16 protein-coding genes are annotated in these 14,889 nt (G+C 71.3%); 3 read left to right on the top strand and 13 right to left on the bottom strand.

The window, feature by feature from the left end; translation table 11 throughout:
* The first annotated feature begins 76 nt into the window (after window positions 1-76).
* Complete coding sequence (locus tag EDF31_RS20290; RefSeq protein WP_243649885.1) at window positions 77-1,063, top strand: hypothetical protein; 987 nt, start codon at window positions 77-79, stop codon at window positions 1,061-1,063.
* A 49-nt stretch (window positions 1,064-1,112) separates the two neighbouring features.
* Here EDF31_RS20290 and scpB read toward each other — a convergent pair whose 3' ends face one another.
* From scpB to EDF31_RS05950, 9 genes are all read right to left on the bottom strand, one after another.
* On the bottom strand, window positions 1,113-1,826 hold the full coding sequence (gene scpB, locus EDF31_RS05990) for an SMC-Scp complex subunit ScpB (RefSeq protein ID WP_243649883.1): 714 nt from the start codon (window positions 1,824-1,826) through the stop codon (window positions 1,113-1,115).
* Complete coding sequence (locus EDF31_RS05985; RefSeq protein WP_111084610.1) at window positions 1,816-2,619, bottom strand: ScpA family protein; 804 nt, start codon at window positions 2,617-2,619, stop codon at window positions 1,816-1,818. The genes scpB and EDF31_RS05985 overlap by 11 nt, the downstream gene beginning before the upstream one ends.
* Window positions 2,603-3,478, bottom strand: coding sequence for a ParA family protein (locus tag EDF31_RS05980; protein WP_111084609.1), 876 nt, complete (start codon window positions 3,476-3,478; stop codon window positions 2,603-2,605). Before EDF31_RS05980 ends, EDF31_RS05985 begins: the two co-directional genes overlap by 17 nt.
* A 97-nt stretch (window positions 3,479-3,575) precedes the next feature.
* Complete coding sequence (locus tag EDF31_RS05975; RefSeq protein ID WP_131845492.1) at window positions 3,576-4,403, bottom strand: SseB family protein; 828 nt, start codon at window positions 4,401-4,403, stop codon at window positions 3,576-3,578.
* 4 nt (window positions 4,404-4,407) lie between these two features.
* Window positions 4,408-5,154, bottom strand: a complete 747-nt coding sequence (gene priA, locus EDF31_RS05970; protein WP_111084607.1) for a bifunctional 1-(5-phosphoribosyl)-5-((5-phosphoribosylamino)methylideneamino)imidazole-4-carboxamide isomerase/phosphoribosylanthranilate isomerase PriA — start codon at window positions 5,152-5,154, stop codon at window positions 4,408-4,410.
* Between the two features lie 111 nt (window positions 5,155-5,265).
* Window positions 5,266-5,901, bottom strand: coding sequence for an imidazole glycerol phosphate synthase subunit HisH (gene hisH, locus EDF31_RS05965; RefSeq protein WP_123341022.1), 636 nt, complete (start codon window positions 5,899-5,901; stop codon window positions 5,266-5,268).
* On the bottom strand, window positions 5,898-6,500 hold the full coding sequence (gene hisB / locus EDF31_RS05960; protein ID WP_131845491.1) for an imidazoleglycerol-phosphate dehydratase HisB: 603 nt from the start codon (window positions 6,498-6,500) through the stop codon (window positions 5,898-5,900). Before hisB ends, hisH begins: the two co-directional genes overlap by 4 nt.
* On the bottom strand, window positions 6,497-7,603 hold the full coding sequence (locus tag EDF31_RS05955) for a histidinol-phosphate transaminase (RefSeq protein ID WP_131845490.1): 1,107 nt from the start codon (window positions 7,601-7,603) through the stop codon (window positions 6,497-6,499). Before EDF31_RS05955 ends, hisB begins: the two co-directional genes overlap by 4 nt.
* A 75-nt stretch (window positions 7,604-7,678) precedes the next feature.
* The gene (locus EDF31_RS05950; RefSeq protein WP_111084603.1) at window positions 7,679-8,056 is read right to left on the bottom strand and encodes a LysM peptidoglycan-binding domain-containing protein; all 378 of its coding nucleotides are present in this window, start codon (window positions 8,054-8,056) and stop codon (window positions 7,679-7,681) included.
* A gap of 235 nt (window positions 8,057-8,291) precedes the next feature.
* Here EDF31_RS05950 and lexA point away from each other — a divergent pair, with 235 nt between their 5' ends.
* Window positions 8,292-8,936, top strand: a complete 645-nt coding sequence (gene lexA / locus EDF31_RS05945) for a transcriptional repressor LexA (RefSeq protein WP_123293903.1) — start codon at window positions 8,292-8,294, stop codon at window positions 8,934-8,936.
* Between the two features lie 179 nt (window positions 8,937-9,115).
* On the opposite strand, the gene hflX is transcribed toward lexA, so the two are convergent.
* Window positions 9,116-10,654, bottom strand: a complete 1,539-nt coding sequence (hflX, locus tag EDF31_RS05940; RefSeq protein ID WP_111084601.1) for a GTPase HflX — start codon at window positions 10,652-10,654, stop codon at window positions 9,116-9,118.
* Between the two features lie 61 nt (window positions 10,655-10,715).
* Here hflX and EDF31_RS05935 point away from each other — a divergent pair, with 61 nt between their 5' ends.
* Entirely contained in the window at window positions 10,716-11,327 is a 612-nt protein-coding gene (locus EDF31_RS05935; RefSeq protein WP_123341026.1) for a methyltransferase, read from the top strand.
* Window positions 11,328-11,504: 177 nt separating this feature from the next.
* Here EDF31_RS05935 and dapF read toward each other — a convergent pair whose 3' ends face one another.
* Genes dapF through miaB form a run of 3 tightly spaced genes read right to left on the bottom strand, consistent with a single transcriptional unit; the run spans window position 11,505 to window position 14,867 of the window.
* A complete protein-coding gene (gene dapF, locus EDF31_RS05930) occupies window positions 11,505-12,395 on the bottom strand; it encodes a diaminopimelate epimerase (protein ID WP_131845489.1) in 891 nt (296 codons plus the stop codon).
* Window positions 12,392-13,387, bottom strand: a complete 996-nt coding sequence (miaA, locus tag EDF31_RS05925) for a tRNA (adenosine(37)-N6)-dimethylallyltransferase MiaA (protein ID WP_347812684.1) — start codon at window positions 13,385-13,387, stop codon at window positions 12,392-12,394. Before miaA ends, dapF begins: the two co-directional genes overlap by 4 nt.
* Window positions 13,374-14,867 (bottom strand): tRNA (N6-isopentenyl adenosine(37)-C2)-methylthiotransferase MiaB, encoded by a 1,494-nt coding sequence (gene miaB / locus EDF31_RS05920; RefSeq protein ID WP_123341028.1) that lies wholly within the window; start codon window positions 14,865-14,867, stop codon window positions 13,374-13,376. Before miaB ends, miaA begins: the two co-directional genes overlap by 14 nt.
* Window positions 14,868-14,889: the final 22 nt, after the last annotated feature.

Raw genomic sequence — 14,889 nt, 5'->3', positions numbered from 1 at the left:
CCGCGCTGTTGCCGCCCTTGCCGGGGCGGTCGCTGTTGCGGACGCTCGTGGTTCCGCCGACGTAGCGGCGGCCATTGTGCCACACGCGGCTCTGCTGGCCGTCGGGGCCGCGGCGGTCCTCGCGGCTGTCGCGGTTGTCGCGAGGTGCCGAGCTGCGGTCGTCACGACCGCGGTACCCACCACGGTCGTCGCGCGGCGCGGCGCTGCGGTCGTCGCGGCCGCGGTAGCCACCACGGTCGTCACGGTTGTCGCGGGGTGCCGAGCTGCGGTCATCGCGACCCCGGTACCCACCGCGATCGTCGCGCGGAGCCGAGTTGCCCCGGTAGCCACCACGGTCATCGCGCGGCGCGGAGCTGCGGTCATCGCGACCCCGGTACCCACCGCGATCGTCGCGCGGAGCCGAGTTGCCCCGGTAGCCACCACGGTCATCGCGCGGGGCCGAGCTGCGGTCATCGCGACCCCGGTACCCACCACGGTCGTCACGCGGCGCGGCGCTGCGGTCGTCGCGCCCGCGGTAGCCACCACGGTCGTCGCGCGGGGCCGAGCTGCGGTCGTCGCGACCCCGGTAGCCACCGCGATCGTCACGCGGCGCGGAGTTCCCGCGGTAGCCACCGCGGTCATCGCGCGGAGCCGAGCTGCGGTCATCGCGCCCGCGGTAGCCACCACGGTCATCGCGCGGCGCGGAGTTCCCGCGGTAGCCGCCACGGTCGCCGCCGCCGGCACGGTCGTCACGGCCTCGGTACCCACCGCGGTCGTCACGCGGAGCCGAGTTGCCCCGGTACCCGCCACGGTCGTCGCGCGGAGCCGAGCTGCGGTCGTCACGGCCGCGGTACCCACCACGGTCATCACGCGGCGCGGAGCTACGGTCATCGCGACCCCGGTAGCCGCCACGGTCGCCACCACGGTCGTCGCGCGGCGGGTAGCCGCCACGACGGTCGTCGTCACGCGGCGGACGTGCGCCCCCGCGGTCGTCGCGACCGTACCCGCCGGAGCGGCCACCGGCACTGGAGCCGGCCCCGCCGCGGCCGGGAGCCGAACGCCCGGGGCGATCCGGGCCTCCTGAGCGTCCGTTGCGGTCGTCTCGGTCTCGGGGCGCGCCGCGCCCCCGGTCGTCAAACCCGGCCATCGGGGATCCCTTCGTTCTGCCCGAAGCCGTCCGCACCGTCGTCCAGGAGGGGCGAGATGAGCGGCAGCTCGTCGAGCGAGTTGATGCCGAGCTGCTGCAGGAGCAGATCGGACGTGACGTAGTTGATGGCGCCGGTCTCGGAGTCGGTGAACGACTCCTCGATGAGACCGCGCGCGACCAGCGTTCGGACGACGCCGTCGACGTTGACGGCGCGGATCGACGCGATCTGGGATCGCGTGATCGGTTGCTTGTAGGCGACGACCGCGAGGGTCTCGAGTGCGGCCTGCGACAGGCGCGAGGGACGCTCGGCCTCGACGAACTGCTCGACGACGGCGTCCAGGTCCTGGCGGACGTAGAAGCGCCAGCCGCCGCCGACCTCGCGGAGTTCGAACCCGCGGCGGGTGGTGCCGTCGACGCCGTCGAAGTCCGCGACGAGGCGTTCGACGGCCTGGCGGACGGCGGGGACGGGGGCGTTCACGGCGGCGCCGAGCGCGACGAGCGACTGGGGCTCGTCCGCGATCATCAGGATCGCCTCGAGCTGGCGATCGATCGGGATCGCCGCGTGCGCCTGCGGGGCGCGGTCGTGCTCGTGGTCGTGCTCGGCGCGCGCGTGCATCTCGTGCTCGATCGCGCGGGCGTCGGCCATCTCGTCGGCGCCGCCGGGTTCGGCGCTGGACGTGTCGTGCACGTCATCCGTCATAGTCGGCTCCCAGGTTGGCGAGGCTCTCGTCGGACCAGTCCTCGGCGGTCCATCGGAGCGTGAGTTCCCCGAGCGGCTCGAGTTGTTCGAACGAGATCGATGCGTTCCGGTACAGCTCCAGGATCGCGAGGAAGCGAGCCACCACGATACCCGTCTGGTCGACACCCGCGACCAGTTCGCGGAACGAGACCCCCTCGCCGTCGCGTGTCCGCAGGATCGAGACGACGATCGCGGCCTGTTCGCGGATGCTGATGAGCGGCGCGTGCAGGTGGTCGAGTCCGACCGTCGGGATCTCCCGCGGGGCGAACGCCAGCGCTGCCAGTGCGGCGAAGTCCTGCACCGAGAGCGTCCACACGAGCTCGGGCGTGCGGGCGCGGAACCGCTCCTCGAGCCGGACGCTCCGGACGTGCCGACGCGACTCCACACCCCAGCGTTCGCCGAACCAGTCGGCGGCCTGCTTGAACGCCCGGTACTGCAGCAGCCGCGCGAACAGCAGGTCGCGGGCCTCGAGCAGGGCGACGTCCTCGGCATCGACGAGCTCACCCTGCGGCAGCAGCCCGACGATCTTCAGGTCGAGCAAGGTGGCGGCGACGACGAGGAACTCGCTCGCCTCGTCGAGTTCGTCCGCCGACTCGGCCTGACGCACGTACTGGATGAACTCGCCAGTGACCGCGCCGAGCGAGACCTCGGTGATGTCGAGCTCGTGCTTCGTGATGAGCGACAGCAGGAGGTCGAACGGGCCGTCGAAGTTGGTGAGTCGGACCCGGAACCCCGACTCAGGCGACGGCGCCACGCTGGACGAGCTCTCGTGCGAGCTGCCGGTAGGCGTGGGCGGCGGCGTGGTCGGGCGCCGTCTGGGTGATCGGCCGCGCGGAGACCGTGGCGTCCGGGAACTTCACGGTGCGCCCGATGACGGTGTCGAGGACCCGGTCGTCGAAGGTGTCGACGACGCGCTCCATGACCTCGCGCGAGTGCAGGGTGCGCGAGTCGTACATGGTGGGCAGGATGCCGTCGAGCGTCAGCGCCGGGTTGAGGCGGTCGCGCACCTTGTCGATCGTCTCGATGAGCAGGGCGACACCGCGCAGGGCGAAGAACTCGCACTCGAGCGGGATCAGCACGCCGTGCGCCGCGGTCAGGGCGTTGACGGTGAGCAGGCCGAGCGACGGCTGGCAGTCGACCAGGATCACGTCGTAGTCGTTCGCGACCTTGCGCAGCACGCTCGCCAGGATCTGCTCGCGGGCGACCTCGTTGACCAGGTGCACCTCGGCCGCGGACAGGTCGATGTTCGCCGGGATCACGTCGAGCCCCGGGGTGTTCGTCGGCTGGATGACCTGGATCGGGTCCTTCACGGCGCCCATCAGCAGGTCGTAGACGGTGTGGATGTCGTGCGTGCGGACACCGAGGCCCGCGGAGAGCGCACCCTGCGGGTCGAAGTCGACGGCCAGGACCTTGCGGCCGTACTCCGCCAGGGCTGCACCGAGGTTGATCGCCGTGGTGGTCTTGCCGACGCCGCCCTTCTGGTTGCAGAGGGCGATGATGCGCGCAGGGCCGGTGCTGTCGAGTTCCTCGGGCACGGGGAACTCCCGGACAGGACGACCCGTCGGACCGATGGAGGTCGCGCCGGTGGGGTTGGTCGTCGGGTTCGTGCTCACCCGGCCATCGTACCGGCGACGTCGGCCGGCCCGGGGCCGCACCGCCGCGCGCGGCCGGGTCTGCGTTGCTCGTGGCAGCGGCGGACGCGAACGCGGCTCAGGCTGCCCGCAGGGCCACGCGCATGCTGTCGACGCGCTCGGCGATGACGGCGTCCGTCGACCACCGCTGCTGCAGGCGTCCGACGAGCTCGCCGACCTGCTCGCGGTCGAGCCCGGGGTGCAACGCCAGTCCGACGGTCAGCTCCGGGCCGGCGAAGCGTCCGACCGGGTCACCGGGGGTCAGTTCGACACGGGCGACACTGCGTTCCCCCACGACCGAGTCGGCGAACGCCTGGGCGACCTCGGGGTCCTCGAAGCACGGGGTCCACGGCAGGTCCTGACCGAGCGCCCACACCGCGGGACGGCGCAGCACGAACTCGGTCGCCGACTTCGGGTCGAGCACGACGAGCTGCGTTTCCTCGCTCGCCGCGGCCATCGCCACCCGGCGTGACTCCACGGGCACGGGCCGGGCATCGGCGTCCCAGACGTGCATTGCTTCGACCGAGGTGAACGCGGGCATCACGCTCCGCCCGTCCGGCCCGGCGACCGTCACGATCGAGAGCTCCTGGGTCTTGTCCACGAGCTTGCCGGCGTCGGTCTCGCCGAGGTCGCCAGCCTCGGCGATGAGCGGGATGAGCAGCCGGGCGGTGCGCAGTGCATGAACGACCGCCGCCTGCGATGCACCGGCGGCCACGCCCGCGATCGCCGCTGTCAGCGCCGGGTCGGCCAGCCCGTCGTCGTCGGCGAAGGCGGTGTCGTGGTGGTCGAACGTTCGGCCTTCCCACGCGAATCCGGCCGAGTCCGCCGCGCCACCCGGGGTGTGCGCGTCGTCGGGACCGGTTGCCGCGTCCGGACCGGTTCCGCGCCCGTTCGAGATCCCCGCCACGCCGCTACTCCGAGGCGATGTCGAGTGCGGCCGGCAGCGTGAACGCCCCGGAGTACAGCGCCTTGCCGATGATCGCGCCCTCGAGCCCGAACGGCACGAGCTCGCGCAGCGCCCGCAGGTCGTCGAGCGTCGAGATCCCACCAGAGGCCACGACGGGCTGGTCGGTCCGGTCGCACACCTGGCGCAGCAGCTCGACGTTCGGGCCCTGCAGCGTGCCGTCCTTCGTGACGTCGGTGACGACGTACCGGGCGCACCCCGCGGCCTCGAGCCGGTCGAGGACCTCCCACAGGTCACCGGCGTCCTCGGTCCAGCCACGGCTGGCGAGGGTCGTGCCACGCACGTCGAGCCCGACGGCGATCTGCTCGCCGTACTCGCCGATCACCCGAGCGGCCCAGTCCGGGTTCTCGAGCGCCGCCGTGCCGAGGTTGACCCGGGCAGCGCCGGTGGCCAGCGCGGCTTCGAGCGAGGCGTCGTCACGGATGCCGCCCGACAGCTCCACGGAGACGCCGTCGACCTCGCGGATCGCGTGCGCGATGACCTTGCGGTTGTCGCCCCGACCGAACGCTGCGTCGAGGTCCACCAGGTGGATCCACTCCGCGCCCTGGTCGCGCCAGGTGCGCGCGGCGGCGACGGGGTCGCCGTAGCCGGTCTCGCTCCCCGCCTCGCCCTGGGTCAGCCGGACGGCCTGGCCATCGACGACGTCGACGGCAGGCAGCAGGACGAGGGGCGAGGTGTCGGTGAGGTCGGTCATGATCCTGTCGGTTTCGTCACGGTGGAGAAGGGGCGGTGGTGAAGGTGCGGGGTTCGGCCTGGAGGCCCGTGGCGCGTCCGGCGGCGCCGTCGCGCCAGTCGCGGGCCGGGTTCAGAGCGAGCGCACCCAGTTGGTCAGCAGGCGGATGCCCGGCTCGCCGGACTTCTCGGGGTGGAACTGGGTCGCGGTGAGCGGCCCGTTCTCGACCGCGGCGATGAACCGCTGTCCGTGTTCGGCCCACGTCAGGCCAGGGGCACGGAACGGGCCGTAGGCGTCGAGCGGGAAGTCGGTCACGCCGTACGAGTGCACGAAGTAGAACCGCTCGTCGTGCAGCCCGTCGAACAGCACCGAGTTCTCTGGTGCCTGGACGGTGTTCCAGCCCATGTGCGGCAGGACCTCGGCTTGGAGCTGCTCGACGGTGCCGGGCCACTGTCCCAGACCCTCGACGTCGGCTCCGCGTTCGATGCCGCGGGAGAACAACACCTGCATGCCCACGCAGATGCCGAGTACCGGACGACCACCGGCCAGACGGTGGTCCACGATCTCGCCGCCCTGGACGCCCTCGAGCTGGTCGATGACCGCGGCGAACGCCCCGACCCCGGGTACGAGCAGGCCGTCGGCACGGAGCGCCGCCTGCTTGTCGGAGGTCAACGTGACCTCGGCCCCGGCCCGCTCGAGTGCCTTGGCGGCGGAGTGGACGTTGCCCGACCCGTAGTCGAGGACGACGACGTTCGGCTTCGCGGTCACAGTGCGCCCTTGGTGGAGGGGATGCCGTCGACGCGCGGATCGAGCTCGACTGCCTTGCGCATCGCACGCGCGAACGCCTTGAACTCGGCTTCGGCGATGTGGTGCGGGTCGCGGCCACCGAGCACGCGGACGTGCACGGTGATGCCCGCGTTGAACGTGATCGCCTCGAACACGTGGCGGATCATCGACCCGGTGAAGTGACCGCCGATGCGGTGGAACTCGAACCCCTCGGGCTCACCCGAGTGCACGAGGAACGGGCGCCCGGAGACGTCGACGACCGCCTGGGCCAGCGCTTCGTCGAGGGGCACGAGGGCGTCGCCGTACCGGCCGATGCCGGACCGGTCGCCGAGGGCCTGCTTGAGCGCCTGCCCGAGCACGATGCCGGTGTCCTCGACCGTGTGGTGCACGTCGATGTCGGTGTCACCGGTCGAGCGCACGCGCAGGTCGATGAGCGAGTGCTTGCTGAACGCGGTCAGCATGTGGTCGAAGAACGGCACGCTCGTCGAGACGTCGGACGAACCGGTGCCGTCGAGGTCGAGCTCGAGTTCGACGCTCGATTCGCTCGTGCTGCGGCTGATCGAGGCGGTACGGGCGGTCATGCCCCAACCCTAACCGGCGGCTGCTCGGCGGCGACCTGCCGCATGGCGTCGAGGAACGCGGTGGTCTCCTCTTCCGTGCCGGCACTCACGCGCAGGTGGTTCGGGATGCCGAGGTCGCGCACGATGACGTCCCGCTCGAGCAGCGACTCGAACGCAGCGTGCGGGTCGGCGACCCCACCGAACAGGACGAAGTTCGACCAGGTGTCGTAGGTCCGGTAGCCCATGGCCTGCAGCTCGGTCACCATCCGGTCGCGCTGCTGCTTGATGTCGTCGACCATCGCGAGCATCTCGGGCGCGTGGCGCAGTGCGGCGACGGCGGCCGCCTGCGTCAGGACCGACAGGTGGTACGGCAGCCGGACGAGGCGGACGGCATCGATCACGGCGGGGTGTGCCGCCATGTAGCCGACCCGTGCACCGGCGAACGCGAACGCCTTGCTCATGGTCCGGGAGACCACGAGTCGCTCCCGCCCGGGCAGCAGCGTGAGGGCACTCGGCACGTCGGCCGGCATGAACTCGGCGTAGGCCTCGTCCACCATCACGATGCCGTCGGTCGCGGCGTACGCGGCCTCGATCGTCTCGATCGGCAGCGGTGTTCCCGTGGGGTTGTTCGGCCCGCACAGGAACACGATGTCCGGTCGGTGCTGCTCGATCGCCGCCACGACGGTCTCGGGTGAGATGCGGAACTCGTCGTCGCGCTGCGCCGGGATCCAGGTCGTGCCGGTGCCGGACGCCAGGATCGAGTGCATCGAGTAGGTGGGCGGGAACCCGAGGACGGAACGCCCCGGGCCACCGAAGGCCTGCAACAGCTGCTGGAGGACCTCGTTCGAGCCGTTCGCCGCCCACAGCTGTTCTGCCGACAGACCGTGGCCGAGGTACCCCGCCAGCGACTCGCGGAGCTCCGTGAACTCGCGGTCCGGGTAGCGGTTCACCGTCGCGAGCGCCTGTCGGATCGAGGCGATGATGTCGTCAGCCACGTCGTCCGGCACGGGATGCGTGTTCTCGTTGACGTTCAGCTGGACGCGGACGTGCTTCTGCGGAGCGCCGTAGGGGCTCTGACCGCGGAGGTCGTCTCGGATCGGGAGGTCTTCCAGCGTGAATGCCACCGATCCATCGTAGGCCGCTGTGGCCACCGGACGACCAGCCGTCCGGACGGGACTGCCCTCGACCACTCGCCGCGGCTACTGGCCGGAGGTGTACTTCGTCGGGATGGCGATCTGCTCGCCGGCCTGGAGCCCGGAGCCGTCGAGGGCGTTGAGGCTGATGACGTCCTGCACGAAGTCGCGCGGGTCGGCGTTCGGCGCGGTGTCCTCGGCCAGCTGCCAGAGCGTCTCACCCGGCTGGATCGTGACCGTGTCGAACTGCGTCCGAGCGCCACCAGCGGCGGCGTCACCGGCGGACGCCTGGCCGCCGTTCAGGACGAAGAAGGCGACGACGATGAGGAGGGGGAGCGCGGCGAGCGTCGTGAAGACGATGCGCCCGCGGCGCGTCAGGCGCAGGCGGACGCGCACGGCGGGGGCCGCGGTGCGCTGGATGTCAGCGATGGCGATGGTGCTCATGTCGTTCTTGCCTTCCCGTTCGGGTGAACCGAAGTCGTGTACCGAACATAGTTTCGAATCAGACGACGCACAAGCCCTGGGAGAGGATTTCTGCGGGGTTTTCTTGCGACACGCTCGAACAGGTGTTTGTCCGGGGTTGACCGGTCGGATACTGTTTCGATCGACTGGGACAAGTCAAACGGGGACCACCGACATTCCCGCCACGGCCGCTCAGCACCGACGAAAGCGAGACGACGTGGTGGACGAACTGCGGGGCCAGAAGCCGCTGACCGCGAAGCAGCAGACGATCCTCGACGCCATCCGCGCGTCCATCGCCTCTCGGGGCTACCCGCCGAGCATGCGCGAGATCGGCGACGCAGCCGGGCTCTCCTCGCTGTCGAGCGTGTCCCACCAGCTCGGCCAGCTCGAACTCGGCGGCTGGATCCGCCGCGACCCGAACCGTCCCCGTGCGCTCGAGGTCCTGGTCGACGAACCCACGCCGGACGTCACCGGACCCGACGTCGACGCCACGACCCTCGTGCCGCTGGTCGGCCGGATCGCCGCCGGTGTCCCGATCACGGCGGAGCAGCACGTCGACGAGATCGTCCCGCTCCCCCGGCAGCTCGTCGGCTCGGGCGACCTCTTCATGCTCAAGGTCGTCGGCGAGTCGATGATCGACGCCGCGATCTGCGACGGCGACTGGGTGGTCGTCCGTGCGCAGCAGACCGCCGAGAACGGTGACATCGTCGCCGCGATGCTCGACGAAGAAGCGACCGTCAAGGTCTTCCGCCAGCGCGACGGCCACACGTGGCTGCTCCCCCGCAACACCGCGTTCGAGCCGATCCTCGGCGACGCGGCCTCGGTGCTCGGCAAGGTCGTCGCAGTCCTCCGCTCCCTCTGAAGCACGCCGGGCACTGACCCACGACGGGCAGACCCGCGCACAACCACAATCGGCTCGAACCACGAGATCTCGTGGTCCGAGCCGATTGCGGTTGTGCGGCGTTGAACGGAACCGCGGCCGGAAGGAACCCGCCCGACGGACGCTGGGCGGGCCTCCCGGCCGTCAGCCGGTACCGGCCGTCAGGACGTGACGGGCGCGACCACGTACGGATCGAGCTCCGCGACCTGCCGCTGGAAGACGCGCACGCGCAGGCGGGTGCCGTCCTCGACGTAGTCGACCGAGTCGACCGCGCCGGCGTCGTGCAGCGTGGAGACGAGGTCACCCCGGTCGTAGGGCACGACCACCGTGAGCTCGACGTCGGGCTCCGGCAGGCGCTCCTCGATGGTGCGGAGGAGCTCCGGGATCCCCTCACCCGTGCGGGCCGACACGAAGACGGCGTCCGAGGCGAGCCCGATCAGGACCAGGCGCTGCGCGTCGTCGATCAGGTCGGCCTTGTTGAACACGACGATCTCGGGGATGTCGTGCGCGCCGACGTCGCCGATGACCTCGCGCACGGTCGCGAGCTGCGCCCCGGGGTCGGGGTGCGAGCCGTCGACCACGTGCACGATGACGTCGGCCTCGCCGACCTCCTCGAGGGTGGAGCGGAACGCCTCGACCAGCTGGTGCGGCAGGTTCCGGACGAAGCCGACCGTGTCCACGAACGTGAACTCGCGGCCCTTGGTGCTCTCGGTCCGGCGGACCGTGGCGTCCAGCGTCGCGAACAGCTGGTTCTGCACCAGCACGCCGGCGCTCGTCAGACGGTTCAGGAGCGAGGACTTGCCCGCGTTCGTGTAGCCGGCGATCGCGACGCTCGGCACCTCGTTGCGGTGACGGTCGGCACGCTTCGCCTCGCGCGCGGGACGGAACCCGGCGATCTGGCGGCGGAGCTTCGACATGCGGGTGTGGATGCGACGTCGGTCGAGCTCGATCTTCGTCTCACCGGGACCACGCGAACCCATGCCCGCACCGCCGGAGACCTGACCACCGGCCTGCCGGGACATCGAGTCACCCCAGCCGCGCAGTCGGGGCAGCAGGTACTGGAGCTGCGCGAGCTCGACCTGTGCCTTGCCCTCTCGGGTCTTCGCGTGCTGGCTGAAGATGTCGAGGATCACGGCCGTGCGGTCGATGACCTTGACCTTCACGACGTCCTCGAGCGCGCGGCGCTGCGACGGGGCGAGCTCGGTGTCCGCGATCACCGTGTCGGCGCCGGTGGCCTTGACGACCATCGCGAGCTCTTCCGCCTTGCCCTTGCCGAGGTAGGTCGCCGGGTCGGGGTTCGGTCGACGCTGGAGGAGCCCGTCGAGGACCACCGCGCCGGCGGTCTCGGCCAGGGCGGACAGCTCCCGCAGGGAGTTCTCGGCGTCCTGCGCGTCACCGTGCGGGTACACGCCGATCAGGACGACCTGCTCGAGCCGCAGCTGGCGGTACTCGACCTCGGTGACGTCCTCGAGCTCGGTGGAGAGGCCGGCGACGCGGCGCAGGGCCGCCCGGTCCTCACGGTCGTACTGGTCGCCGTCGCCGTCCCACCCGTGCTCGTCGACCGAGCGGGTCTGGATCGCCTGGGCAGGGGCGAAGATGGACGATGCTGCGCGGCGATCGGCGTTGCGCAACACCCGTTCGACGACACCGTCTGCGCTGTCGTCGTTGGTCTGGTCGTTCTGCTGATGGGTATCCGTCATCCTGTCCACAGGGTACCTCCGGCGGGCCTCGGACACACCGGGTTCCCGCTACGGTTCATCCATGGCGAACGACCACTACTTCTCCGCGAACCCGTCATCGGACACCCGCGAACGCCAGATCGACGTCACCCTCGCCGGCCGGTCGCTCACGCTGACCACGGCCGCAGGGGTCTTCAGCCCGGACGGCCTCGACCGCGGCACCCGCGTGCTGCTCGGTTCCGTCCCGCCGCCCGCGCACGACGGCGCCCTGCTCGACGTCGGCTGCGGCTGGGGCCCGATCGCGATCACGATGGCGTTGCACTCCCCCGACGCGTCGGTGTGGGGCGTCGACGTCAACGAACGGGTGCTCGGGTTGGCGCGGACCAATGCTGAGGCCGCCGGTGCGTCGAACGTCACCATCGCCCTGCCCGACGACGTCCCGGACGACCTGCGGTTCCGGACGATCTGGTCGAACCCGCCGATCCGCGTCGGCAAGGACGAACTCCACGAGATCCTGCTGACGTGGCTGCCCCGGCTCGAGGTCGAGGGCGACGCCTGGCTCGTGGTGTCGAAGGACCTCGGGGGCGACTCGTTGCAGAAGTGGCTCGTCGGTGCGCTCGGGGCAGGGTTCCACGTCGCGCGGGCGTCCACCGACAAGGGGTTCCGCGTCATCCGAGTGCGCCGGACGGCGTAGGCGGGCGCGCGCCGCGCCGGGCGCCGCGCGCCGCCCGCGCCGCGCCGCGCCGCGCCGCCCGCGCCACTTCGTGAGCAGAAATGGTCGAGTCGCCGCAGCGCACGCGACCATTTCTGCTCACGAAGCGAAGCGCGCCACGCGGCCCCGCCCCGCACGCCGCGGCCCCCGCGCCCCGCGTCAGACCGTCAGGTCGCCGGAGAACACCAGCTCGGCGGGCCCGGACAGCGACACGTGCTCGCCGTCCTCCGCCGCGAACATCCGCACCGTCACGACGCCACCGGGAACCCGCACGCGCCAGGTGTCCGGCGCACCGGAGCCCACCCAGTACCGCGTCGCGAGGGCCGCAGCCACCGCACCGGTGCCGCACGACAGCGTCTCGCCGCTGCCCCGCTCGTGCACCCGCATCGTGATCTCGCCGACGCCGTCGTTGATCAGGGGGTCGCCGGGCAGCACGAACTCGACGTTGGCACCGTGCTCGGGCGCCGGGTCGAGCACGGGCAGGAAGGTCAGGTCGAGGTCGGCGAGTTCGTCCTCGGTCGCGACGGCGACGACCACGTGCGGGTTGCCGACGTCGATGCCGATGCCGGGCCGGGCACCGTCGAGGTTCTTGGCGCGCACCATGACGTCGTCGGAGCCGCCGTCCTCGATGCCCAGCCCCCACCGGCCGAGGTCGGCAGCGAAGCCGTTGGTGGTCCGCTGGATGTCGACCAGGCCCTTGCGGCTGCCGACCGTCAGGGTCTCGCCGGGTGCGAGCTCGACCAGGCCGGACTCGGTCATGTACCGCGCGAACACCCGGATCCCGTTGCCGCACATCTCGGCGACCGTGCCGTCGGCGTTGTGGTAGTCCATGAACCACGTCGCCGCGGGTTCGACGGCCACCAGGGCGCGTCCTTCGGGGATCGATTCGGACCGCACCGCACGGATCACGCCGTCGCCGCCCACGCCGAAGCGTCGGTCCGCGATCGCGCGGATCCGCTCGGGGGTCAGGTCGACGGTGGCGTCGGGGTCGGCGAACAGGACGAAGTCGTTGCCGGTCCCCTGGCCCTTGGTGAAGTGCAGCTCGGTCACGGGACGATCCTACGGGCCAGTTCCGACAGGTCTCCGCGGTCGGCTCCGGTGACGTCGAGGGTCTCGGCGACGGCGTAGCGGCGGAACCAGGACACCTGCCGTCGGGCGTACTTGCGCGTCGCGATCCCGGTCGCCTCGACCGCGGCCTCGATCGTGAAGGTCCCCCGCAGCACGTCGAGCGCCTGCGAGTACCCGATCGCGGCCCGCGCGGTCTTCCCGTCTTCGATGCCCTGCTCGCGCAGAGCCGCGACCTCGTCGACGAGCCCCGCGGCGAACATGCCCGCTGCACGCGTGTGCAGCGCCGCGACGAGCTGCTCACGATCCCGTCGCAGGTGCAGGATGCGGGACGGTCGCCAGGCGCGGGGCGCGGACGGGAGGCTCGGGGTCACCACCTCGGATCGGCTCGCGATCTCGAGTGCCCGGATCAACCGCCGTGGGTTGCGTGCATCGATCGTCGCTGCGGCCGCCGGGTCCAGGCCGCGGAGCCGCTCGAGCAGGATGCCCGGACCGAGCGCGTCGTGCTCGCGCTCGAGCTGCGCGCGGAGTTCCGGGTCGGTGCCGGGGAACGCCAGGTCGAACAGGACGGAGGACACGTAGAGCCCGCTGCCCCCGACGAGCACGGCGACGCCGCCGTCCGCCTGGATCCGGTCCACGTCGGCTCGGGCAGCCACCTGGTACGCGGCGACGCTCGCCTCGTCGGTGACGTCGAGCACGTCGAGTTGGTGGTGCGGGACGCCGTGCCGTTCGTCGAACGACAGCTTCGCGGTGCCGATGTCCATGCCCCGGTACAGCTGCATGGCGTCGGCGTTGACGATCTCGGCGTTCCGGCCGGCGGCGCGGAGGCGTTCGGCGATCGCGATCCCGAGGTCGGACTTGCCTGTCCCGGTCGCCCCGACGACGGCGATCAGATCAGCGTCGGCGGCGTCGAGCCCGCGGTACTGGACCGGGTCGCGCTCGGGGCCGTCCCCGACGGGGGCGTCAGCGCCCGACACGGAGCGTCGGCAGCCCGAGCGACACCGGGCGCGGACCGTCGCCGGGCGCCGCCGGGGTCGGCACGCCGCAGCTCTCGGCCTCGGCGCGGTCCCAGGCGTCGCCCGCACGGGTGCGTCGGATGCGCAGCGGAGCGTCGTCGTCGGCGATCAGGAAGTGCGGGGCCGCTCGGGTGATCTCGACCGTCACGACGTCGCCGGGTCGCGGGACCGCGGAGCCCTCCGGCACGGCGAAGTGCACGAGCCGCGAGTCCTCGGCGCGTCCGGACAACCGGCGGGTGGCGTCGTCCTTCCGCCCCTCGCCCGTCGCGACGAGGACCTCGACGCTCCGGCCGACCTGCGCGGCGTTCTCTTCCGCGGTGATGCGTTCTTGCAGCGCGACGAGCCGCTCGTACCGCTCCTGCACGACGTGCTTCGGCAGCTGGTCGTCCATCGTCGCTGCCGGGGTGCCGGGACGGATCGAGTACTGGAAGGTGAAGGCGCTGGCGAACCGTGCCTGCTCGACGACGCGGAGGGTGTCCGCGAAGTCCTCTTCCGTCTCGCCGGGGAACCCGACGATGATGTCGGTCGAGATCGCCGCGTTCGGGATCTTGGCGCGCACCCGGTCGAGGATGCCGAGGAACCGCTCGCTCCGGTAGCTCCGCCGCATCGCCTTGAGGACCCGGTCGGACCCGGACTGCAACGGCATGTGCAGCTGCGGCATGACGTTCGGGGTCTCGGCCATGGCGTCGATGACGTCGTCGGTGAAGGCTGCCGGGTGCGGGCTCGTGAAGCGGATGCGCTCGAGGCCGTCGATGGTGCCGGCCGCGCGCAGCAGCTTGCCGAACGCCTGACGGTCGCCGAACTCGACCCCGTACGAGTTCACGTTCTGCCCGAGCAGCGTGACCTCGATCGCACCGTCGTCGACGAGCGCCTGGATCTCGGCCAGGACGTCACCCGGGCGGCGGTCCTTCTCCTTGCCGCGGAGCGACGGGACGATGCAGAACGTGCACGTGTTGTTGCACCCGACCGAGATCGACACCCACCCGCTGTGGGTCGAGTCGCGCTTGGTCGGCAGCGTCGACGGGAACACGTCGAGCGCTTCGAGGATCTCGATCTGCGCCTCGTCGTTGTGCCGCGCACGTTCGAGCAGCGTCGGCAACGAGCCCATGTTGTGCGTGCCGAAGACCACGTCCACCCACGGCGCCTTCTCGAGGATGACGTTCTTGTCCTTCTGCGCCAGGCACCCACCGACGGCGATCTGCATGCCGGGGTGGTCGCGCTTGATGCCGGCGAGCTGTCCCAGGTTGCCGTACAGACGGTTGTCCGCGTTCTCGCGCACCGCACAGGTGTTGATCACGACGACGTCGGCCTGCTCGCCGTCGGCCGCCGTGTAGCCCGCTGCCTGCAGCGACCCGCTCAGCCGCTCGGAGTCGTGGACGTTCATCTGGCACCCGTAGGTGCGGACTTCGTAGGTGCGCTGGCGCGCTGCGACGGTGGCCATGGTCGTCCCAGTGTAGGTCGGG

Origin of the sequence: Curtobacterium sp. PhB142, from assembly GCF_004341255.1 — a bacterium.
GTDB lineage: Bacteria > Actinomycetota > Actinomycetes > Actinomycetales > Microbacteriaceae > Curtobacterium.
This window is presented reverse-complemented; position numbering and strand designations above follow the sequence as displayed.

Bases quoted from the DNA above. Each gene is read 5' to 3' on its own strand.
- scpB (WP_243649883.1), bottom strand. From the start codon at position 1,826: ATGACGGATGACGTGCACGACACGTCCAGCGCCGAACCCGGCGGCGCC.
- priA (WP_111084607.1), bottom strand. From the start codon at position 5,154: ATGACCGACCTCACCGACACCTCGCCCCTCGTCCTGCTGCCTGCCGTC.
- hisB (WP_131845491.1), bottom strand. From the start codon at position 6,500: ATGACCGCCCGTACCGCCTCGATCAGCCGCAGCACGAGCGAATCGAGC.
- EDF31_RS05950 (WP_111084603.1), bottom strand. From the start codon at position 8,056: ATGAGCACCATCGCCATCGCTGACATCCAGCGCACCGCGGCCCCCGCC.
- hflX (WP_111084601.1), bottom strand. From the start codon at position 10,654: ATGACGGATACCCATCAGCAGAACGACCAGACCAACGACGACAGCGCA.
- EDF31_RS05935 (WP_123341026.1), top strand. From the start codon at position 10,716: ATGGCGAACGACCACTACTTCTCCGCGAACCCGTCATCGGACACCCGC.
- miaB (WP_123341028.1), bottom strand. From the start codon at position 14,867: ATGGCCACCGTCGCAGCGCGCCAGCGCACCTACGAAGTCCGCACCTAC.